The sequence below is a fragment of the Rhizobium sp. M1 genome (assembly GCF_002531805.1).
Taxonomy (GTDB): Bacteria; Pseudomonadota; Alphaproteobacteria; order Rhizobiales; family Rhizobiaceae; genus Rhizobium; species Rhizobium etli_C.
In genome coordinates this window covers 58,938-79,195 of sequence record NZ_NWSW01000007.1, presented here as the reverse complement: position 1 = coordinate 79,195, position 20,258 = coordinate 58,938, and the positions used below count along the sequence as shown (strand labels likewise).

The following is a 20,258-nucleotide window of genomic DNA, read 5'->3' as shown; positions in this document are numbered from 1 at the left end:
ACTGTGCAGCGGTTTTCAAGAACATGCCGCGACCAAAAAGCTAAAGCGCTGGAATCTTTGTCGCACACATGGCTTCATCTCGGGAACCGCTGCACCGCCTTCCGGGCCTTGTCTTCCGAGCCGGCCCACACGAAAATTGCGGAAGCCAGGCAGCGGCGGCATGCAACAATCGGTCCATGCGATAGAATCGATCGTCACAACGAGGGCAGTCTTATGATCTCCACCGCCAACGCCGCCTCCTCCGCCATTCTCGAACGCGACGGGCGATTCCTGCTGGTGTTGCGACGCAACCCGCCTTCCGCCGACATGTATGCCTTTCCAGGTGGGCGCGCCGAGCCGGGCGAAACGCCGGAGCAGACGGCGCTGCGGGAATTCCGCGAGGAAACCGGCATCCCGGTACATAATCCGCGGCTGTTTTCGACCTATGACCTGAAGACGCATGGGCCGGACGGCAGCATCAAGAGCCATTTCTTCCTGTCGGTCTTTCGCGTCGAGGCCGACCGGGACATGGTGGCGGAGGCCGCCGACGATGCAGCGGCGCTGGGCTGGTACACGGTGGATGAGATTCGGCGACTGCCCGTGCCGCAGAGCGTGCTCGAATGCGCGGAACGGCTGGCACAGGATGATAATAGGCCAACCGGCCGATAATCATCCTGTTCTGAATTAAAAGTTAGAGCATGATGTCATCCGAAACCGCTGACACTTTTCGGCATCATGCTCTGGCGGGCGGCGAATAGAAGTGGAAACTTTCAAGCGCGCCTTGTTGCCGTCATGCTCAACGTATCAACTGGGAGCATGATTCCCGTTCGACGCGTTGTCCTGTCCCTGCTCGTGCTCGCCGGCCCCACCATGGCTCAGGGCAAGAACACGCCGCCTCCACAGGAGGAGGAGATTGCGCCGCCGGCCGCGATCGTACCCTATGACGACAAACTGGCGCGGCTCGCTGAAGTGCTGGGTTCGGTGCATTATCTGAGAACCCTCTGCAAGGCGGCGGGCGGTGATGAGTGGCGAAAGGGCATGCAGCAGCTGCTCGATTCGGAGGCCGGCAACGAACCGCCACGCAAGGAAAGGCTCACTGCAGCCTTCAATCGCGGCTATCGCGCCTTCGCCTCGGTCTATACGGATTGCACCCCGGCGGCCATCGTGGCAGAAGAGCGCTACCGTAACGAAGGTGCAACACTTGCCACAGAAATTACCTCGCGCTTTGGAAATTGACGTTTAATTAACCTGTTTTCGCATGCGGACGTGTCGTTTTGGGAAAAGGCTGTTAGTGTTGTTAACGGTGCAGTAAGAGATGAGAAGTTCTGAGGAAAAGACAATGGAAGCAAGCCTCAACGAGATCGACGACATGATCGTCCACGAAAAGATGCAGGCGGCTCTGGAGTACCAGAACGAGGCTTGGGCCGACGGCATGGCTGACGGGATCGAGCCTGAGATCATCGCTGATGCCGCCATCGCGCATGCACTGCGCGAGACCATTAGATTGCATGGGGAAAGCAGCGCCGAAGCTCTGCTCGATTCGCTGCGCGACCGTATGCTTGCCGGCGAATTCTCCGCCAACCGCACCCTGCAATAATTATTATCAGAGAGTTCGATGCGCATCGGTAAAGAGAAAGTTTCGCGAATTCCGCTCGCGCCGGTGATGCTTGCATTCAGCCTTGCCGCCGGCAGTCTCGCCCTTGCGCCCTCGGCCTATGCGCTTTCCGAACTGCACAAGATCCCCGGCCAGCCGAACGATCAGCCGGCACAGGGAAACGCCCAGGGGCAGAGCCAGCCGCAGGGCGACACAACCCCCGGCGTTCCCATGGCCGATCCGCTGGTCAACAGCCAGAACAGCCAGGGTGTCGACAAAACGCCGGGCGCGCAGGACAATTCCAAGCCCGTCGAGGTGATCCACGACATCAGCAAGGCGCCCGAGCCGGTGCGCAAGATGCGCCAGCAGATCGTCGAAGCGGCCGCCTCCGGCGATCTCGAACGGCTGCGGCCGCTGATGGGCGCCGGCGCAGAACAGACGCAGGTGACCGTCGGCGAGCCCACAGACGATCCGATCGGCACGCTGAAGGATCTTTCCGGCGATCCCGATGGGGACGAAATCCTCGCCATCATGCTCGACATCGTCTCGACCGGCTTCGTGCATGTCGGCCAGGGCACAGCCGAAGACATGTATGTCTGGCCCTATTTCGCCGAGAAAGACTTGAAGTCGCTGACGCCGCCGGAACGCGTCGAACTGCTGCGCATCGTCACCGCCGGCGATCTCTCCGATATGCAGGAATTCGGCGGATATAATTTCTATCGCCTCGGCATTACGCCCGACGGCAAATGGAAATTCTTCACGGCAGGCGACTGACGCCCCACGCAAGCCGCATGGCGCTTGCGATCCACCTTATGAAGTCATACCTCTGAGCGATGACCAACGCGACAGGTTCCGCCATGCCATCCGTATTCCTGAAAGACCGCTCATTGCTCTCCGTCGGCGGCGCGGACGCTCAATCCTTCCTGCAGAACCTGATCACCACCGATATCGCCTCGCTTGCTTCAGACGAGGCGCGGCCCGGGGCGCTGTTGACGCCGCAGGGCAAGATCCTGTTCGACTTCATGATCTGGCAGGACGGCGACGGCTATGTGATCGAAACCGATGCCGGCCAGCGTGACGGGCTCATGAAGCGGCTGACGATATACAGGCTGCGGGCCGCCGTCACGCTTGCGCCCGTCGCCGAAGAAGGCATCAGCGTTTGCTGGGGCGAAGATGCCGATGGCATCAGCGACGCCGAGGCCGTCCGGGACAGCCAGGGCGTCCGGGACAGCCAAGGCGTCCGGGACAGCCGCTTCGCCAAGGCCGGCATCACGCTGACCCGCCGGCCGGGGCGGCACGGTGATGGCGCTGAGGCGCTCTACGACGCGTTGCGCATCGCCCACGGCGTTGCGATATCGGGATCGGACTTCGCGCTGCAGGATGCCTTTCCGCATGACGTGCTGATGGATCTGAACGGCGGCCTCTCCTTCAAAAAGGGCTGCTATGTCGGACAGGAAGTGGTTTCGCGCATGCAGCACCGCGGCACCGCGCGCCGGCGCGTCGTCACGGTATCCGCCGCAACGGCTCTGCCCGGGACGGGCACTGCGATCACTGCTGCCGGCAAGCCTGTGGGGACACTCGGTTCCGTCGAGGGCGGCAGCGGACTTGCGATCGTGCGCATCGACCGCGCCGGCGCCGCGATGTCGGAAGGCACGCCGCTGCTGGCCGGCGAAACACCGGTTTCTCTCACCCTGCCGCAATGGTCCGGCCTTGCCTTCCCCACCAGCGCCGACGAGGCCAGCGCGTGACGACTAAGGCTCCGCGCGCCTGGCAACGCATGCTGTCCGGGCGCAGGCTCGACCTGCTCGACCCCTCGCCGCTCGATGTCGAACTCGCCGACATCGCCCATGGGCTCGCGCGCGTCGCCCGCTGGAACGGCCAGACATCGGGCGATCATGCTTTTTCGGTGGCGCAGCACAGTCTCGTCGTCGAAGATATTTTCCGCCGCTTCAACAATGCCCGGCCGGAGGAATGCCTGATGGCGCTGCTGCACGACGCGCCGGAATATGTGATCGGAGACATGATCTCGCCGTTCAAATCGGTGGTCGGCGGCGGCTACAAGACGGTGGAAATGCGGCTGGAGGCGGCCATACACCTGCGCTTCGGCCTGCCGCCGCATCCCACGCGCGAGCTCAAGGAGCGGATCAAGAAGGCCGACACGGTTGCCGCCTATTTCGAGGCGACGGTGCTTGCCGGTTTCACGCCGGCCGAGGCGCAAAAATTCTTCGGCCAGCCGCGCGGGGTCAGCAGGGAAATGTTGATGATCGAACCGCTGCCGGCAGTGGAAGCGCAGCGGCTGTTCTGCGAGCGTTTCGCGGCGATCGAGGCCGAGCGGGAGATGGGATCGTGAGCTTCATCGTCGTCTCGCCGCTGTCACGCATCGCCGAAATGGCGGTGCGCCACAAGGCCCGCGACATGATCAGCCTGATCGCCAGGGAACAGGCTTTTCACCGGCCGGGCGTGATCGCGCCCGAGCGCCACCTGACGCTTGCAATGAACGACATCACGTTCAAGGGCACCGGCGGTCTCGTGGCGCCCGATGAAACGCATGTGCAGGGGATTATCGAGTTTGCCGCATCGTGGCGGCAGGAGACGCCGCTGCTCATCCATTGCTGGATGGGCGTGTCGCGATCCCCGGCGGCCGCTCTCATCGCCGCATTGTCGCTCGCACCGGATCAGAGCGAGGAAGAGCTGGCACGGCGGCTGCGCGCCGCTTCGCCCTTCGCGACGCCGAACACCCGGCTGATCGAGATCGGCGACACCTTGCTTGACCGCGGCGGCCGGCTGGTCGCGGCCGTACGGGCAATCGGGCGCGGCGCAGATGCCGACGGCAATGCGCCCTTCTTGCTTGGGATTCGGGACGCCGCCTGCGGTTGACGCTGCCGCCGGCCGCTCCATCTTGCCCTCGACCACGCACAATCCGCAGGGCCAAATCATGGAACAACAAGCAGCCGACGTCCTTCTTGCCACCCGCACGGCGCTCAGCCAGGCAAGCGCGCTCGCAGTCCAGTATTCCTTCTCCATCCTCGGAGCGGTGATCCTGCTCGTCGTCGGCTGGACGCTGGCCGGCTTCGTCAGCCGCTGGGCCTATGAAGGCCTGTCGCGCATCCATGGCATCGACGAGACATTGGCGCGCTTCTTCACCAATGTCATCCGCTATGCACTGCTGATCCTGGTGTTCATCACCGTGCTCGGCCAATTCGGCGTCCAGACCGCCTCGATCATCGCCGCCCTCGGCGCGGCCGGCCTGGCGATCGGGCTGGCGCTGCAAGGGACGCTGCAGAATATTGCGGCCGGCATCATGCTGCTGATCCTCAGACCGTTCCGCGTCGGCGAATATATCGAGACCAGCAGCGTGGCCGGCACGGTGCGCGAGATCGGGCTGTTTGCGACAGAACTCAGAACCGGCGACGGGCTCTATCGGCTGGCGCCGAATTCGACGCTGTGGAACACGCCGATCACCAACTTCAGCCGCGAACCCACGCGGCAGAACGACCTCAAGGTCAGCATTTCTCGTGGGGATGATCTTGATTTGGCGATGGAGACGTTGATGGGCATTGCCAAGGGCAATCCCAGGGTGCTGCCGTCACCGGCACCCAGCGTTTTCATCGACAGCCTCGGTGACAGCACAATATCGTTAACGCTGCGCTACTGGGCGAAGACCGGTGATTGGTGGCAGGTCAGCCGTGACATGGTGAAGCGGGTAAAACTTGCCTTCGACGAAAAGGACGATCCGGCCGCTTTGCGGGACGATTCAAATTCCGTGCCGAGAAAAAGGTCCAACGGCACCGCGACGGCCGAAAAGCCGACGCGGCAGTGAAACATTGCTGCGCGGGGGTTGTCGGCCTATTGAACGACGCCGCAGGCAAGTCTCTCCCCGGCATCACCGGAGGGCTGGCTGCGATAATCGTCCGAATTGGCATGCACCATCAATGCGCGGCCGCGGATGCCATCCTTCTTGCCGTCAAGCGTCACCATGGCGTCGAATATCTGGGCTCTCAACACGCCGTCCTGTCCGACATACTGATTGGGCATATCGCCGGGATGAGGTCCCTTGGCCGCCAGAATCCCGTGCTCGGCCGAGTCCGGGTTGAAATGGCCGCCTGCCGATTCGTGATGGGTGGCCGCATCGCAGCGGCCGGTCTCGTGAACATGAAAGGCCACCCATTTATTCGCCGGCAGTCCCGATATCTCCACTTCGATCAGCACGCCGCCATTGGCGGCGGCGGTCAGCTGGGCGCGGCCGGTTTCCTTGCCGTCCTTGCCGACGAAATTGGCGACCGCCGTCTGCTTGTCCTGAGCACCTGCCGGCAGGGCAATCGCAAGCAGGCTCAGGGCGGCGATGATGCGCATGGCTTTCATGGAGATCTCCTTCCCTCCGGTTGTCCTTCTGAACGTGTCAGCCCGGAAGGTGTTCCTCTGCGGACCATCCAACGAAAAAGCCGGCCAACGGCCGGCTTGCAGATCACCTGAATTCAGCCGCCGTCAGGCGACGGCGTCAAAATCGAACTGGCCGTAGGTGTTGCGGTAAAGATCGTCGGATTGATCGCCGGTCGTCGGCGCAGTCTGCTGCAATGGATAGGGAACGGCAATGCTGCTCGTCGTGGCGGTGTCGCGCGTGTCCATCATCAGCGCAATCAGGCTGCCGGAAAATTTCGGCTGCGTGTCGCTGGCCGTGTCGTCTTCCAGCAGTTGCTTGATGATACCGGGCTTCTCGTCGGCGGCACGTTCGCCGCGGCTGAGCACGCCGTCACCATTGGAATCGAGCCGCGAAAGTGTCGCAAGATATGCATATGAAGTATCTGAAACGGATGTGGTGCGGGTCATACAAACCTCCATTCACCGCCTTTTGCCGGTGGTGTTTGTACGCAATACGAGAGCTGAAAATTACGAGTGACTCGGTGGTTAAACTGATTTGCGCAGTGCGTCAATAAGTTGTTAACTTCTCATTAATAAAGATTGACGGGCATTAACGGATGACTGCCAGATCGGCTCTTTGTCGCCAGCATCACCGATATTTCAGCGGTTTTTAATGTAAAAACACGGGGTTCGGACCGCGCGTGCGCCTGCTGCACTGCAACCGAATATCAATCCGGCGAAGGCGTCGAGACGGCCGCCCAGCTGGCGCTGCAATGCGAGGAATGCGACGAGATCCAGGGCTATCACATCAGTCCGCCGCGCCCCGCTCGCGACGTGCCGCACCTTCTCTCCATGCCGCCGGGAAGCGACGGTGCGACAGACTTCTCCTGAGGTCAGCGCCGAACTCCTCGTGATTGCGACTCGCACGGCAAGCCGCTACAAAACCGGCTCCGTGTTCTGCAGCTCTTCGTAGCCGCGCCGCCTCCCGGGAGCCTCGCTTTCGGCCGGTGCGCTATGGACGATTTTCCCCAATAACAGGTGGCGCAATGTTCAAGGCCGAAGCCTTCTCCCCTCATGAGACGCTCGCAGCGTCGCTGATTGCGCATGCGGCCGAAGGCGACGACGGTTCACACGATCTCGCCCATATCCTGCGCGTCTTCAGAAACGCCATGCGCATCCATGCGGGCGAAGGCGGAGACGGACGCATCCTCGCCGCTGCCGTGCTGCTGCACGACTGCGTCGCGGTCGAAAAGAATTCCCCCTTGCGGGCCAAAGCATCGGCGTTGGCGGCGGAAAAAGCCTCAGTGATCCTGGCCGAACTCGGCTGGAGCGCGGCGGATATCGGCGCCGTGGCGCATGCCGTCACCGCTCACAGTTTCTCCGCCGGGGTGACGCCGCGGACGATCGAGGCGAAGATCCTGCAGGATGCCGACCGACTGGACGCAATCGGCATGGTTGGCGTCGCGCGCTGCTTCTATATCGGCGGACGAATGGGATCCGGGCTCTATGATCCGTTCGACCCGGCGGCAACGAACCGTCCTCTCGACGACAAGCGTTATGCCATTGACCATTTCCAGACGAAGCTGTTCAAACTGGCGGAAGGGTTCCAGACCGAGACCGGCCGCCGGCTGGCAGCTGCGCGTGACCAAAGTCTGCGTGATTTTCTCTCGGCATTCATGGACGAAATTTAGGAGAACGGCATGCGTGTCAGCGACCTCTTCATCTACCCGCTCAAGAGCGCTCGCGCCATTGCGCTGCCCGCCGCCGATATTGACGCCTATGGGCTTCCCGGCGACCGGCGGGCGATGATCACCGACCCGCAGGGCCACTTCATCACCCAGCGCGAACTGCCGGATCTCGCGCGTATCGAAATACGGCCGGAGGCAGGCGCCTTCCGGCTGCTGATGCAGGGCAAGCCCGAGATATCGGTGCCGCCGCCCCGGCCTGATATCCGCATGGATGTGAGCGTGTGGAAATCGACCGTCAGCGCCGCCGTCGCCGATGCAGAGAGCAATCGCCAGCTGTCCGAATGGCTCCGCCGCGAGGTGCGGCTGGTATTTTTCGACGGACAGGCACAACGGACGGCGAATGCCGAATGGGCCGGCGAAGGCACGCCGGTGAGCTTTACCGACGGCTACCAGATCCTGGTGACGACGACCGGCTCGCTGCAGGCACTGAACGCCGATCTCGCCGCCCATGGCGAAGGCAGCGTCGGCATGGAGCGTTTCCGACCGAATATCGTCATCGACACCGACGAGGCCTGGCCGGAGGATCGTTGGGCGGCGATCGAGATCGCCGGCATCCGCTTCGATCTCGTCAAACCCTGCTCGCGCTGCATCATGACGACGCAGGACCAGCTGACCGGGTCACGCGAGGTGGCAAACCCGATGCCGGCCATGGGCCGCATCCGCATGTCGGCCGACCGGCGCGTGCCCGGCCCGCTGTTCGGCTGGAACGTCACGCCGCGCGGCAGCGGCAGGATCACGATCGGCGATGCGGTGAAGATCATCGCGGAGAGGCCGGAGGGCTTGGCCTTGAAGGTTCGTGCCCGAAGGTAGGTCACATGCGCATTCCTGTGCTCGTCACAGGAATCCAGTGCGCCCAAGTCCTTGGGCGCGTAAGTCTTTTTTTCAAATTTGCATTGGGTCAGTCACCGCGCAGACGCGCGGTGGCAGGATTCCTGTGACAGGCACAGGAATGAGGGAGCCTTGGGGCAGATTCACCGCCTCTCATGCATGCCCGAGTGCAGCATCGATCTCCGCCATGACACCGGTCGGCAACGGTCCCTTTTCCAGCGCGCCGGCATTTTCCTCCACCTGGGCAACGGTGCGGAAACCCGGAATGGGGAAGGTGCGCGGCGACCTTGCCCAGAGCCAGGCGAGCGCACCCTGCGTCAGCGTGCGGCCGCCTGATTTGAGAAGGTCGCGGACGGCATCGAGCCTTGCGGCAAATTCCGGGGCCATGCGCCCGTCCTTGAAGTAAACCATCCATTCGAGCGCTGCGCCGCGGACATCCTTGGCGCCGACCGCCTTGTCGGCGGTGAACTTGCCGGTCAACAGTCCCATGGCCAGCGGACCGCGATTGATCGAGATCAGGCCCTTCTGCTCGGCCACGGCGATCATCTCCGGCACCGGCTCGAAGACGTTCATCGTATGCTGGATCGAGACAAAGCCCTTGCGCCCGGCATGGCGGGCGGCGCGATCGGGATGATCGGTGCTCCAGCCGAAGGCATCGATCTTGCCTTCGGCACGCAGCGCCTCCAGCGTATCGAAGACGGCATCCGATTGCTCCAGCGGAAAATCATTGAGGTGGAATTGCAAGAGATCGAGGCGGTCGCGCTTGAGACGGCGCAGCGATGTCTCGACGGAGCGGCGGATGAAAACCTCATCGGCAAAGGCGCCGATTGCCTGCTTCGTTTCCGGATCGGTGGCAAAGCCGAATTTGGTGGCGACGATGATATCGTCACGATTGCCGATTGCCCGGCCGAGCACCTCCTCCGAATGGCCGGCGCCGTAATTCGAGGCGGTGTCGAAGAAGCGGATGCCGAGGGCGATGGCGCGATGAATTGCTTCCACCGATTCGTCGTCATCGACCTCACCCCAGCCAAGCGGCGTGTCGCCGGCGAAGAATGGGCCGCCGATCGCCCAGCATCCCATGCCGAGGCGCGGAATTTCGCGGCCGTTCCAGAGCGTGATCGTCGTCGGTGATGCGGTCTTGGTCAGCATGAGTTACCTCCGTGGTTGGCAGCCCTTCAAGACATAGGAAGAGCTCCCAGGCGGGTAAACCGCCAAATCCGGAGGATGTTTTGCAGCAGTAAAAAACGAGGTCAGGCGGAGACGTCGTTTGGACCGGAAAGCGTCCGCAAGGCTGGATTGAGCGCCTTGAGTGCGGCCTGGACGAAACCGTCACGCGCGGCCGCAGCCTCCATGCCGCGCGGCTCGTAGACATGGCGATGCAGGAAGAAACCCGTCAGACGGAATGCGGCTGAAAGGCTGTCGAAGTCCGCCGCCTGATTGCCTTCGGCGCCGAGGAAGGGCGGCAGGAGCAGCATCTTGTCCGCCCACGGCGCACCGGCGCTGCGGCTGACGGCGCGGCCGGATTTCGGCGAGACATAGGCGAGATCGGAACGGTCGCCGGTTGCCGCGCATTCGGCAAGATCGAGACCGAAGCCGAGATCGTTGAGCACCGCCAGCTCGAAACGCACGAAGAGTTCGCCGGCATCGGCCGGATTGTGCAGATGATCGAGGATGACCTCCAGCGCGTCGAAGAGATGCGGATGCGGGTCGCGCTCCGGCAGCAGCCGCAGCAGCGCGCCCATTGCCTGGACGCCGTAGACGGCGGTCGCCGTTTCCATGAGGCGCGCGGCGCGCAGCGTCACCGGTTCGACCCGGAATTCGCCGAGATGTTCGTCAAGCCGGGCACGCCAGATAACCTCCACCGCATTGCCCGGCTGCAGCACCGGCTGCATGGCGCGAGAGCGGCCGGAACGCACCAGGCCGAGATGGCGGCCGCGATCACGCGTCATCACCTCGGCGATGACGCTCGTCTCACCGTGGCGCTTGACGCCCAGAATGATCGCGTGGTCCTGCCACTGCATCGAAAGAAGTCCCTGCGGCTGACGATTCCATCCTACCGCATAATTCCCGCCATCGAAATCGAATTAGGGAATTATGCAGTAATTCAAAGTGTTACAGCGTGCTTTCGGCGTCCGGCCGGGTCAAGCCGCGGCCGGAAGAAGCCTCTGCAGGAATTCGCACATCGCCTTCTCGTCGAAAGGCTTCACCAGAAGCGGTATATGCTGCAGGTCGGGCGGGAAATCGCGTATATCGGAATAGCCGCTGACGAAGCCGAAGGGGATGCCGACATCGAGAAGATGGCGGGCAAATCCGAAGCTCATGCCCTCACCGAGGTTGACGTCGAGAAGGGCGAAATCATAGCTTTCCGCAGCAATCGCCGCCCTCGCCTGTTCGAGGCTGCCGACGATATCGATGCCGTCGACGCCGGCCAGGCGCAGAATATCCTCCGCCTCCATGGCGATGATCAGACTGTCCTCAAGAACCAGAACACGGTTTGCGCTCATGATTCCATGCCCCTCGTCGAGCGCCTGTCGCAGCGCCCCGGCCGTTTCGCCAACATCATTGCCCTCCGGTGCCCCGCATGGCACGCTATCGGTGAATTCCGCCACCACTTCTGAATAAACCATTTTTCTGTCCGGCCAATAAGAATCAAATCGGAGGAAAGACGAGGGCCGACCTTATTTCGCCAGATGCTAATGCGCATTTAAAAAAGACATAGACAGGCCGGCTGTGCGTTTCCGCACGCCCATGCCGCATCTGTCGGATAGCCGTGGAGCGCACCGCAACCTTCCGCTCACACCTCGCGCTTCAGGTCTTTTTTCGCGTAGGTCCTTATCGCAAGATCGCGGCCCACTTTTGCGCGCCATGCTTCAGATGAAGGGGCGCTTGCCCTCTCCAAGCCCATCCCAGCCGGCGATCGCCATCAGTTCCTCACCGTTCAGCACCTCGCAGCCGCGCTCCTGCCAGCGGATCAATCCCCGTCCGCTGAGCTTCTTCAAAGTCTTGTTGGTGTGAACGATGGAAAGACCGAGTGTGTCGGCGATGTGCTGCTGGGTGATGGGGATGAACTTGCGGCCGTTGAAAAGATCGAGCTTCCTGCCGCGCTCAAACAGGAACGCGAGCAGATAGGCCGCTCTTTCCAGTGCTGTGCGGCGGCCGATGCTGAGGAGATGTTCATCCAATATCCGCTCCTCGCGCGCGGCGATCCAGGTGATGTCGAAGGCGAGCGAGGGGTGCTTGTTATAAAGCGTCATCAGCCTGTCGCGCTCGAAGACGCAGAGGGAAACCGGTGAAAGCGCTTCGATGGAATGCTGCATCTCGCCGGCAATCGTTCCCTGCAGGCCGATCAGGTCGCCCGGCATGATGTAATTCAGGATCTGGCGGCGGCCGTCTTCCAGCATCTTGTAGCGGAAGCCCCAACCGGAAAGCACGGTGAAAAGATGGGCGCTGTGTGCGCCCTCGACGAGGATGGTGGAACCGGCATCGACGGCGAGCTCGCCGCGCTTGAAGCGGGAGACGAATTCCAGCTCGTCGCGGCTGAACTCCCTGAAATGCGGCAGGGGCCGCAAGGGACATTGCTCGCAAGGGGTCTTGAAGGAATGGATGGGTCTCGACGTTGCCATGCCTGCTCCCGCGGTCTTAACAAACCGGCGGCCCCTCATCGACGCACCGTCGAGCAGGGAATGCGCAAAGCCATGGATTCGTTCCGCAACGAAGCGGGTTTTTTCCAAGGAAACAAGGGACTGGCGTCTGCCCGATGAAATCCTTGCCACCGCTATTTCGGAAAATCGAGACCCATCTCACGGAACCGCTCGGGATCGTCGCCCCAATTTTCGCGGACCTTGACGAACAGGAAGAGGTGAACCTGCTGTTCGAGAATCTCCGACAATTCTTTGCGGGACGCCGTCGAGATCGCCTTGATGGTTTCCCCACCCTTGCCGAGCGCGATCTTCTTCTGGCTGTCGCGCTCGACATAGATGACCTGTTCGATGCGCACCGAGCCGTCCTTGCGCTCTTCCCACTTCTCCGTTTCGACATGCGAGGAATAGGGAAGCTCCTGGTGGAGCCGCAGAAACAGCTTCTCGCGGGTGATCTCGGCGGCGAGCTGACGCATCGGCAGATCGGAGATCTGGTCTTCCGGATAGTACCACGGCCCTTCAGGAAGGGTCGCTGCCAGATAGTCCATGACGTCGTCGCAGCCGGAGCCGTTTTCGGCCGAGATCATGAAGGTGCGTTCGAAAGCGATCTTCTCGTTGGCGCTCGCGGCCAGCGCGAGCAGATCCTCGCGGTTGACGCGGTCGATCTTGTTCAGCACCAGAATCTTCGGCTGCTGGACCTCCTTGAGCCCTTCGAGGATGGCTTCGGCATCGCCGCGCAGGCCGCGCTCGCTGTCGATCAGCAGCATGATCAGATCGGCATCCTTGGCGCCGCCCCAGGCCGAGGTCACCATGGCGCGGTCGAGCCGGCGGCGCGGCTTGAAAATGCCCGGCGTATCCATGAAGACGATCTGGGCATTGTCGTGAATGGCAATGCCGCGCACGATCGCGCGGGTCGTCTGCACCTTGTGGCTGACGATCGAGACCTTGGCGCCGACGAGGCGATTGACCAGCGTCGACTTGCCGGCATTGGTCGGGCCAATCAGCGCGACGAAGCCCGAATGCGTCGGGCCATGAGTTTCTGCAGCAGCTTCAGCCGCGATATCTTCTTCTTGTGTCATTGTCCCGTCAGTTTCCGGCAGGCGATTGCTGCCAAATGCCTTCGCGCTCGAGCATCTTGGTCGCCGCCACCTGTTCGGCGGCACGCTTCGACCGCTCTACGCCGGTTTCCGGCTTTATGCCAGCAACTTCCACCGTCACCTTGAAGCGTGGATCATGATCCGGTCCGCTGCGTTCATCAACCCGATAGATCGGCGTGACGCCGAATTTCGCATGCGACCATTCCTGCAGCTCAGTCTTGGCGTCGCGCTTGGCGCCATCGGCCCTGACCGCCCTGCCCTGCCAGTAGCGCAGGATGAAGCGGCGCGCGACCTCGAGGCCGCCGTCGAGATAGATCGCGGCGATCAGGCTTTCGACGACATCGGCGCGCACGTTCATCATGCGCTTGCCGGTCAGCTTCTTCACATCGGCGCCGGTGCGGATATAGAGGTGAAGGTTGAGCTCGTCGGCGACCGCAGCGCAGGTTTCGGCGCTGACGAGCTGGTTGAGACGAACCGAGAGCTCGCCTTCCCCCGCCGTGCCGAAGGTGCGGAACAGGAGCTCGGCGATGCAGAGTCCGAGGACCCTGTCGCCGAGAAACTCCAGCCGCTCGTAATTGCCGCCCTTTTCCGTCCGGGCGCTGGCATGGGTCAGCGCGCGATCCAGGCGTGCCTTTTCGGCGAAGTCATGACCGATCAGGCTTTCAAGCTTTGCGCGGTCCGCCGCAGAAAGCGTCTGCGCCTTGCTCATTCAACAACCTTGAAAAGGCGGTCCCAGCGCATATTGGTCGGCCACTTCCAGATTTCGCGGAAAGACGTGTCGTTGCCGAGCGAGAAGAAGATGACGCTGGCGCGGCCGACGAGATTTTCAGCCGGCACAAAGCCGACATCGAAGCGGCTGTCGAGGGAATTGTCGCGGTTGTCGCCCATCATGAAATAATGGCCTTCCGGCACGATGAATTCACGGGTGTTGTCGCCGCGCGAGACCGGAGACTGGTCGAGCGTGTCGTAGGTCTTGCCATTGTCCAGCGTTTCGCGGAAGACCGGTACGTCCTCACCCGGATCGAGCTTGTAATCCGAGGTGAAGCTGCCGTCTGCAACCTTCGGAACCGGCTTGCCGTTGACGTAGAGCACGCCGTCGGTGACCTGGATGCGGTCGCCGGGCAGACCGATGCAGCGCTTGATGTAATCGATATCGGGATTGGGCGGGAAGCGGAAAACGACGATGTCGCCACGCTTCGGATCGGAACCCAACAGGCGACCGCTGAAGATATTGGGAGAGAAGGGCAGCGAATATTTCGAATAGCCGTAAGCGAACTTATTGACGAAGATGTAGTCGCCGACGAGCAGCGTCGGCATCATCGAGCCGGACGGGATGGTAAAGGGCTGGAACAGCACGGTTCGGATCACCATCGCCAAAATCAGCGCCTGAATGATGACCTTGATATTTTCCCAGAGGGCGTTCGGCTTGGTTTGGACTTTTTCGGACACGCAGTCTTATTCCTTCAAGACGCCGCAGAGGCGCAATTCTTTCTGTCGTTCTCTTACTGCATAATTTCCTAAACCAATATCGATTTAGGGAATTATGCAGCAATTCAAAGTGCTACGGCGTCCTCTGCGCACCTGAAGAGACGCGCGGCGCTGTAGGGCATGATGCCGAAAAGTGTCAGCAGCTTTCGGACAACATCATGCTCCAATTCTTTAATCCAGAACAGGATTCAGGCCGACCGGCTTCAGATCATCCTGTTCTAGCGGCTTCGGCCGGTTGCGGCAATGGCGACAACATCAAAAGCGACGAGAGGTCGCGATCAACGCTCCCCGAGGTCACGATCACAGGCTCTCAGGCAACGCCTCGATGATAACAAAGGCCTGCGCCAAGGGATAATCATCGGTTATTGTCAAATGAATGGCGGCCCTGTGGCCGGCGGGCAGCATCGATTCGAGGATTGCGGCGGCACCGCCTGACAGAACCATGGTCGGCTTGCCGCTCGGCAGGTTGACGACGCCCATGTCCTTCCAGAAGACACCCTGGGCGAGGCCCGTGCCGAGCGCCTTGGAACAGGCTTCCTTGGCGGCGAAACGCTTGGCATAGGATTCGGCACGGTTTGCCCGGCGGTCGGAACGGGCCCGTTCGATCTCGGTGAAACAGCGATGGGTGAAGCGCTCACCGAAGCGCTCAATCGATTTTTCGACACGGCGAATGTCGATCAAATCGCTGCCAATGCCGATGATCATGCCGGACCCTTCCGTCGCTTAAGCATTCTGCACGGGTTTCATACGCTCGGCATGTCGCTAACCGGCCCCGCCAGACGCAGGCGCGCCCGCTCCATCAGGCGCGTGCGGCGGCGCGTCTGAAACCCCTTCACGGTGTAGAACGTCAACGCATAGAGCGCAACGGAGGTCACGGCGGCCGGCGGAATGGCGCCGATCAGCATCGGCTCCAGCACCGGCTTCCATAATTCGGTGAAGTTCAGCTTGTGAAAGAGGGCGGCGAGATCCACCGCCTGACCGGCCAGATGATCCTCGCGGCTGAGCAGCAGATGGCCGATCTCCCAGGTGATGCCCCAGATGAAGGGATAGGTCAGCGGATTGCCGAAGGCAGCGCAGCCGAGGGCGGCCGCCACCATATTGCCCGAGAGGAAATAGGTGATGACGAAAGCCATGACGAAATGCACGCCGATGAAAGGCGTCCACGAGACGAAGACGCCCGCGGCGACGCCGGCCGCAACCGCATGCGGCGAGGCGCTCAGGCGCAGAATGCGCATTGTCAGATAACGGATCGGGCGAAGGAAACCTTTTCGGGGCCACAGAAGCTCCCGCATCTTTTCCTTGAAACCCGCAGGCTTGCGACGGCGAAACAACATGGCGGCTATTTAGTGCAGCGCACAGCACCGTGACAAGAGCGGCAAATGATACCACCCGCAAAACAGCCGCTCAATTTTCTCTGCGGAGCAGCGGCCTCATGCCGAGGGGCGTTCGTAACGCAACGTCCCCCACTCATCCAAGTATAAATCCGCTATTAGCGGCTGCGGAACAGACCGCGGTCGACCTGACGCTGACGAAACTCGAGATCGATACGATCGAACGAGCCGTTCAGATAGGCCATTTCACGTTCCTGCGTGGTCGGAGCGCGAAGAGCGCGAGCGATTTTCCTGATAGGATCAAACATTTCCTTGTCTCATCTTCTGTTTACGTTTTCGACGATCAGAAGATAGTCCCGGCAAAGGTTAATTACCACCGCCCGCAACATGGGGACAGCCATGCACGGAACGCATACATTGCCACTTCCATGCGCCGACTTGACCTTGAAGCGGTCATAAAATGTGCAAATTCTCGGGTTGGCTGCCGTGACAGGCTTAACAAAAGCCTATTCGTAGAGCCGCCGGACCGTGGCGATGCAGTCGAGCTCCTTCATCTGGGCGAGCAGCTGATTGAGCTGACGCAGATCCCACACCTCGACCTCGAGCATCATTTCGGTGAAATCGGCTGCCACCCGTACGGTGTTCAGCAGGCGGATATTGACGTCAAGACTTGCAACCGTCTGGGCCACCTTGGCGAGCGTGCCGGGCTCGTTCAATCCATTCACCATGATGCGCGCCATGAAACGCGACTTGTTGGCTTCGTCGAGGTCCCAGCGGACGTCGATCCAACGGTCGGGCTGATCATCGAAGCGCTGCAGGCTCGGCGACTGGATCGGATAGATGGTGATACCCTTGCTCTGATCCATGATGCCGACGATGCGGTCGCCGGGCACGGCGCCGGTCGAGGCGAACTTGACGTCGACATTACCAGACAGGCCGCGGATCGGGCCGATATCGACATCGGCGTCGAGTTCGGAATGGCCGCCCTCGGCCCCCGCCTTGGTCTTGCCGGGGATCTTGAAGATCATGCCGGCCGCGCTGCGGACATTGAACCAGCCGTCGTCGCCGGAAGGCTTGACAGTGACGCGCTCGTCCTGGTGGTCGGGATAGACGGCGCGCAGCACGTCGAGCGAGGACATCTCGCCGCGGCCGACGGCGGCGATCGCATCCTCGACGTCCTTCTGGCCGAGACGGTGCAACGCCGGCTTCATCGCCTCGCGCGAGAAGATCTTGCCGGCCCGATTGAAAGTGCGCTCGAGGATGCGGTGGCCGAGGCCGGCATATTGCTTGCGGATGGCCATGCGGGTGGCGCGGCGAATGGCGGCGCGCGCCTTGCCGGTGACGACGATCTCCTCCCAGGCGGCCGGCGGAACCTGCACGCCGGAGCGGATGATCTCGACTTCGTCGCCATTGGCCAACCGCGTCACCAGCGGCATGATGCGGCCGTTGATCTTGGCGCCGACCGTGGTGTCGCCGATATTGGTGTGAACGGCGTAGGCAAAGTCGATCGGCGTGGCGCCGCGCGGCAGGGCAATCAGCTTGCCCTTCGGCGTGAAGCAGAAGACCTGGTCCTGGAAAAGCTCGAGCTTGGTGTGTTCGAGGAATTCTTCCGGGCTGTCGCCCTCGGCGAGCGCCTCGATCGTGTGGCGCAGCCAGGAATAGGCATTGGATTCGCGCGAAAGGATGTCGCCATCGGCATTGGTGGCGCCGTCCTTGTAGAGCGTGTGGGCAGCGATGCCGAATTCGGCGATCTCGTGCATGCGCTTGGTGCGGATCTGCAGTTCGATGCGCTGGCTTGAGGGGCCGACGATGGTGGTGTGCAGCGAACGGTAATCGTTCTGCTTCGGCGTCGAGATATAGTCCTTGAAGCGGCCGGGCACGACGCGCCAGCGCGTGTGGACGATGCCGAGCGCCCGATAGCAGGAGGGGATGTCCTCGACGATCAGGCGGAAGCCGTAGACGTCGGAAAGCTGCTCGAAGGACAGCGACTTCGACTGCATCTTGCGAAAGACCGAATAGGGCTTCTTCTGCCGCCCCTTGACATAGGCGCTGGTCAGGCCGCTGGCGACCAGCAGGTCGCGCAACTCGGCCTCGATCTTCTTGACGATGCCCTCGTTGCGCTTGGAGAGCTCTTCCAGCCTTTTCGTGACGGTCTCATAGGCTTCGGGGTTCATGTGCCGGAAGGAGAGCTCCTCCAGTTCCTCGCGCATGTCCTGCATGCCCATGCGGCCGGCGAGCGGCGCATAGATTTCCATCGTCTCCTCGGAAATGCGGGCGCGCTTGTCGGCCGACATGTGATCGAGGGTGCGCATATTGTGCAGACGGTCGGCGAGCTTGACGAGCAGCACGCGCACATCGTCAGAAATGGCGAGCAGCAGCTTGCGCAGGTTTTCGGCCTGTTTGGCCTTCTTGGTGACGAGATCGAGCTTCTTGATCTTGGTCAGGCCCTCGACCAGACGGCCGATATCCTCGCCGAAGAGTTCGTCGATCTCGGCGCGCGTCGCCGTTGTATCCTCGATCGTGTCGTGCAGAAGGGCAACCGCGATCGTCGATTCGTCGAGATGCATGTCGGTGAGGATGGCGGCGACCTCGAGCGGATGGGAAATATAGGGATCGCCGCTCGCGCGCTTTTGCTGGCCATGCTTCTGCATGGCGTAGACATAGGCTTTGTTCAGCAGTGCTTCATTGGCATCGGGCTTGTATTGCTGAACCCGCTCCACGAGCTCGTACTGCCGCATCATTCCAAAGCCACTCCGGTAAAAATAAAAGCGCGCCAATCAACGATTGGCGCACACATGGGCAATAATATGCCTAAGCAATAAAGGCGCAAGATTGACGATTGGTAATCGTCGCTCTTTTCCGGATCAGAACCGGCCGGCGCGCTTAATAATCGTCGCTCTTTTCCGGCGGCACCAGGCCCTCGATGCCGGCAAGCAGCTCTTCTTCCGACATCTGGTCGAAGGTGATCGTCTCCGGCAGGTCGTCCTGCTCCTCGCTGTCGGCTGCGGCAACACCGCCGGCGGCGATCATGCTGGCCGGATCGGGCTCGGGCTCGTCGACTTCGACATGCTTCTGCAGCGAATGGATCAGATCTTCCTTGAGGTCATCGGGCGACAGCGTCTCGTCGGCGATTTCGCGCAGGGCGACGACAGGGTTCTTGTCATTGTCGCGGTCGATGGTGATCGAGGCACCCTGGGAAATCAGCCGGGCGCGGTGGCTGGCGAGCAGAACCAGCTCGAAGCGGTTCTCTACCTTGTCAATGCAATCTTCAACTGTGACACGGGCCATTGCCTGTCCTTTACGGTCGTCATTTCGGGATTAACACGCCCGATACAATTAAAACCGGGCAAATACAAGTTTTTCGTTCCGGCTCCCTCGTCTTTATCCGTGGCTGAGCTAAATTTCCATGGAGAATGTCACAATTCCACCGAAGGTTGCTTGGAATATGACGAATCGTGCCCTAAATCTCTCTTATATGAACACTTAGTAAAGTAAGGATCAAATCAAAAATCACAATAAGCCATTGTATTTATTGAAATTTGATGCCCTGCGAATTTCGATTTCTCTCATTAGGAATTGGTAAGCGATGTTTGACCCACGCGAAAAAATTGCACTCTTTATTGACGGCGCCAACCTCTACGCTGCATCCAAGAGCCTCGGTTTCGACATAGATTACCGCAAGCTATTGAAAGCGTTCCAGAAACGCGGCTACCTCCTGCGCGCCTACTACTATACGGCCTTGATCGAAGATCAGGAATATTCGTCGATCCGTCCCCTGATCGACTGGCTCGATTACAACGGCTACAAGGTCGTCACCAAACCCGCCAAGGAGTTTACCGACTCCATGGGCCGGCGGAAGATCAAGGGCAACATGGACATCGAGCTTGCGATCGACGCCATGGAACAATCCGAAACCGTCGACCATCTCGTCATCTTCTCCGGCGACGGCGACTTCACCAACCTGGTCGAGGCGCTGCAGCGCAGAGGCCGCAAGGTCTCGGTGATCTCGACGATGGCGACCCAGCCGCCGATGATCGCCGACGACCTGCGCCGGCAGGCCGATCATTTCATCGACCTCTTGTCTCTGAAGGCTGAGATCGGTCGCGATCCGTCGGAGCGGGCGCCGCGTCCGGCCGAAGTCGCCCCGGCCAGCGATTTCGAGGACTGATCGAAAGCGCCGCGAGCCGATCGGCTGC

The 20,258-nt window shown here is 61.3% G+C and carries 25 protein-coding genes; 11 read left to right on the top strand and 14 right to left on the bottom strand.

Annotated elements, in window-relative coordinates:
- Nucleotides 1-213: 213 nt before the first annotated feature.
- The 8 genes from CO655_RS07850 to CO655_RS07815 all read left to right on the top strand — a co-directional run bounded on the left by CO655_RS07850 (nucleotide 214) and on the right by CO655_RS07815 (nucleotide 5,393).
- Nucleotides 214-648, top strand: coding sequence for an NUDIX domain-containing protein (locus CO655_RS07850; protein WP_097664285.1), 435 nt, complete (start codon nucleotides 214-216; stop codon nucleotides 646-648).
- A gap of 123 nt (nucleotides 649-771) precedes the next feature.
- Nucleotides 772-1,215 carry a TIGR02301 family protein gene (locus CO655_RS07845; protein ID WP_170964982.1) on the top strand — a complete coding sequence of 148 codons (444 nt, stop codon included), beginning with the start codon at nucleotides 772-774 and terminating at the stop codon, nucleotides 1,213-1,215.
- Between the two features lie 103 nt (nucleotides 1,216-1,318).
- Nucleotides 1,319-1,576: a hypothetical protein gene (locus CO655_RS07840; protein WP_004675135.1), complete on the top strand. Its 258-nt coding sequence runs from the start codon at nucleotides 1,319-1,321 to the stop codon at nucleotides 1,574-1,576.
- 18 nt (nucleotides 1,577-1,594) lie between these two features.
- Complete coding sequence (locus tag CO655_RS07835) at nucleotides 1,595-2,347, top strand: hypothetical protein (protein ID WP_097606365.1); 753 nt, start codon at nucleotides 1,595-1,597, stop codon at nucleotides 2,345-2,347.
- Nucleotides 2,348-2,430: 83 nt separating this feature from the next.
- Nucleotides 2,431-3,321, top strand: coding sequence for a folate-binding protein YgfZ (locus CO655_RS07830; protein WP_097664398.1), 891 nt, complete (start codon nucleotides 2,431-2,433; stop codon nucleotides 3,319-3,321).
- A 29-nt stretch (nucleotides 3,322-3,350) separates the two neighbouring features.
- Nucleotides 3,351-3,923 carry an HD family hydrolase gene (locus CO655_RS07825; RefSeq protein WP_097664284.1) on the top strand — a complete coding sequence of 191 codons (573 nt, stop codon included), beginning with the start codon at nucleotides 3,351-3,353 and terminating at the stop codon, nucleotides 3,921-3,923.
- Nucleotides 3,920-4,450: a tyrosine phosphatase family protein gene (locus tag CO655_RS07820; protein ID WP_010029698.1), complete on the top strand. Its 531-nt coding sequence runs from the start codon at nucleotides 3,920-3,922 to the stop codon at nucleotides 4,448-4,450. The genes CO655_RS07825 and CO655_RS07820 overlap by 4 nt, the downstream gene beginning before the upstream one ends.
- 58 nt (nucleotides 4,451-4,508) lie before the next feature.
- Nucleotides 4,509-5,393 carry a mechanosensitive ion channel domain-containing protein gene (locus tag CO655_RS07815; RefSeq protein ID WP_097664397.1) on the top strand — a complete coding sequence of 295 codons (885 nt, stop codon included), beginning with the start codon at nucleotides 4,509-4,511 and terminating at the stop codon, nucleotides 5,391-5,393.
- Between the two features lie 26 nt (nucleotides 5,394-5,419).
- Here the strand turns inward: CO655_RS07815 and CO655_RS07810 are convergent, their stop codons facing one another.
- Nucleotides 5,420-5,935 carry a superoxide dismutase family protein gene (locus CO655_RS07810; protein ID WP_010030227.1) on the bottom strand — a complete coding sequence of 172 codons (516 nt, stop codon included), beginning with the start codon at nucleotides 5,933-5,935 and terminating at the stop codon, nucleotides 5,420-5,422.
- 123 nt (nucleotides 5,936-6,058) lie between these two features.
- Entirely contained in the window at nucleotides 6,059-6,400 is a 342-nt protein-coding gene (locus CO655_RS07805; protein WP_010030226.1) for a hypothetical protein, read from the bottom strand.
- Nucleotides 6,401-6,978: 578 nt separating this feature from the next.
- On the opposite strand from CO655_RS07805, the gene CO655_RS07800 reads away from it, so the two are divergent.
- Together CO655_RS07800 and CO655_RS07795 are read left to right on the top strand one after the other, a co-directional pair.
- Nucleotides 6,979-7,623 (top strand): HD domain-containing protein, encoded by a 645-nt coding sequence (locus tag CO655_RS07800; protein WP_097664283.1) that lies wholly within the window; start codon nucleotides 6,979-6,981, stop codon nucleotides 7,621-7,623.
- A gap of 9 nt (nucleotides 7,624-7,632) precedes the next feature.
- Entirely contained in the window at nucleotides 7,633-8,490 is an 858-nt protein-coding gene (locus CO655_RS07795) for an MOSC domain-containing protein (protein ID WP_097664282.1), read from the top strand.
- 171 nt (nucleotides 8,491-8,661) lie between these two features.
- On the opposite strand, the gene CO655_RS07790 is transcribed toward CO655_RS07795, so the two are convergent.
- The 12 genes from CO655_RS07790 to rpoZ form a co-directional block, all read right to left on the bottom strand.
- Nucleotides 8,662-9,657 carry an aldo/keto reductase gene (locus CO655_RS07790; protein WP_010029365.1) on the bottom strand — a complete coding sequence of 332 codons (996 nt, stop codon included), beginning with the start codon at nucleotides 9,655-9,657 and terminating at the stop codon, nucleotides 8,662-8,664.
- A gap of 101 nt (nucleotides 9,658-9,758) precedes the next feature.
- A complete protein-coding gene (gene recO, locus CO655_RS07785) occupies nucleotides 9,759-10,529 on the bottom strand; it encodes a DNA repair protein RecO (RefSeq protein ID WP_097664281.1) in 771 nt (256 codons plus the stop codon).
- Between the two features lie 120 nt (nucleotides 10,530-10,649).
- Nucleotides 10,650-11,135, bottom strand: coding sequence for a response regulator (locus tag CO655_RS07780; RefSeq protein ID WP_064682065.1), 486 nt, complete (start codon nucleotides 11,133-11,135; stop codon nucleotides 10,650-10,652).
- A gap of 243 nt (nucleotides 11,136-11,378) precedes the next feature.
- Complete coding sequence (locus CO655_RS07775) at nucleotides 11,379-12,131, bottom strand: Crp/Fnr family transcriptional regulator (RefSeq protein ID WP_097606358.1); 753 nt, start codon at nucleotides 12,129-12,131, stop codon at nucleotides 11,379-11,381.
- A 152-nt stretch (nucleotides 12,132-12,283) separates the two neighbouring features.
- Nucleotides 12,284-13,225 (bottom strand): GTPase Era, encoded by a 942-nt coding sequence (gene era, locus CO655_RS07770; protein ID WP_097606357.1) that lies wholly within the window; start codon nucleotides 13,223-13,225, stop codon nucleotides 12,284-12,286.
- 7 nt (nucleotides 13,226-13,232) lie between these two features.
- A complete protein-coding gene (gene rnc / locus CO655_RS07765) occupies nucleotides 13,233-13,952 on the bottom strand; it encodes a ribonuclease III (protein ID WP_064706760.1) in 720 nt (239 codons plus the stop codon).
- Nucleotides 13,949-14,692, bottom strand: a complete 744-nt coding sequence (gene lepB, locus CO655_RS07760; protein WP_097606356.1) for a signal peptidase I — start codon at nucleotides 14,690-14,692, stop codon at nucleotides 13,949-13,951. Before lepB ends, rnc begins: the two co-directional genes overlap by 4 nt.
- Nucleotides 14,693-15,031: 339 nt before the next feature.
- Nucleotides 15,032-15,436, bottom strand: a complete 405-nt coding sequence (gene acpS / locus CO655_RS07755; protein ID WP_010028627.1) for a holo-ACP synthase — start codon at nucleotides 15,434-15,436, stop codon at nucleotides 15,032-15,034.
- A 38-nt stretch (nucleotides 15,437-15,474) separates the two neighbouring features.
- Nucleotides 15,475-16,065 carry a DUF2062 domain-containing protein gene (locus tag CO655_RS07750; protein WP_097606355.1) on the bottom strand — a complete coding sequence of 197 codons (591 nt, stop codon included), beginning with the start codon at nucleotides 16,063-16,065 and terminating at the stop codon, nucleotides 15,475-15,477.
- 155 nt (nucleotides 16,066-16,220) lie between these two features.
- Nucleotides 16,221-16,370 (bottom strand): DUF3563 family protein, encoded by a 150-nt coding sequence (locus CO655_RS07745; RefSeq protein ID WP_004675049.1) that lies wholly within the window; start codon nucleotides 16,368-16,370, stop codon nucleotides 16,221-16,223.
- A gap of 198 nt (nucleotides 16,371-16,568) precedes the next feature.
- The gene (locus CO655_RS07740) at nucleotides 16,569-18,803 is read right to left on the bottom strand and encodes a bifunctional (p)ppGpp synthetase/guanosine-3',5'-bis(diphosphate) 3'-pyrophosphohydrolase (protein ID WP_097606354.1); all 2,235 of its coding nucleotides are present in this window, start codon (nucleotides 18,801-18,803) and stop codon (nucleotides 16,569-16,571) included.
- Between the two features lie 142 nt (nucleotides 18,804-18,945).
- The gene (gene rpoZ / locus CO655_RS07735) at nucleotides 18,946-19,350 is read right to left on the bottom strand and encodes a DNA-directed RNA polymerase subunit omega (protein ID WP_003574261.1); all 405 of its coding nucleotides are present in this window, start codon (nucleotides 19,348-19,350) and stop codon (nucleotides 18,946-18,948) included.
- A gap of 298 nt (nucleotides 19,351-19,648) precedes the next feature.
- Here rpoZ and CO655_RS07730 point away from each other — a divergent pair, with 298 nt between their 5' ends.
- On the top strand, nucleotides 19,649-20,230 hold the full coding sequence (locus CO655_RS07730) for an NYN domain-containing protein (RefSeq protein WP_003546927.1): 582 nt from the start codon (nucleotides 19,649-19,651) through the stop codon (nucleotides 20,228-20,230).
- Nucleotides 20,231-20,258: the final 28 nt, after the last annotated feature.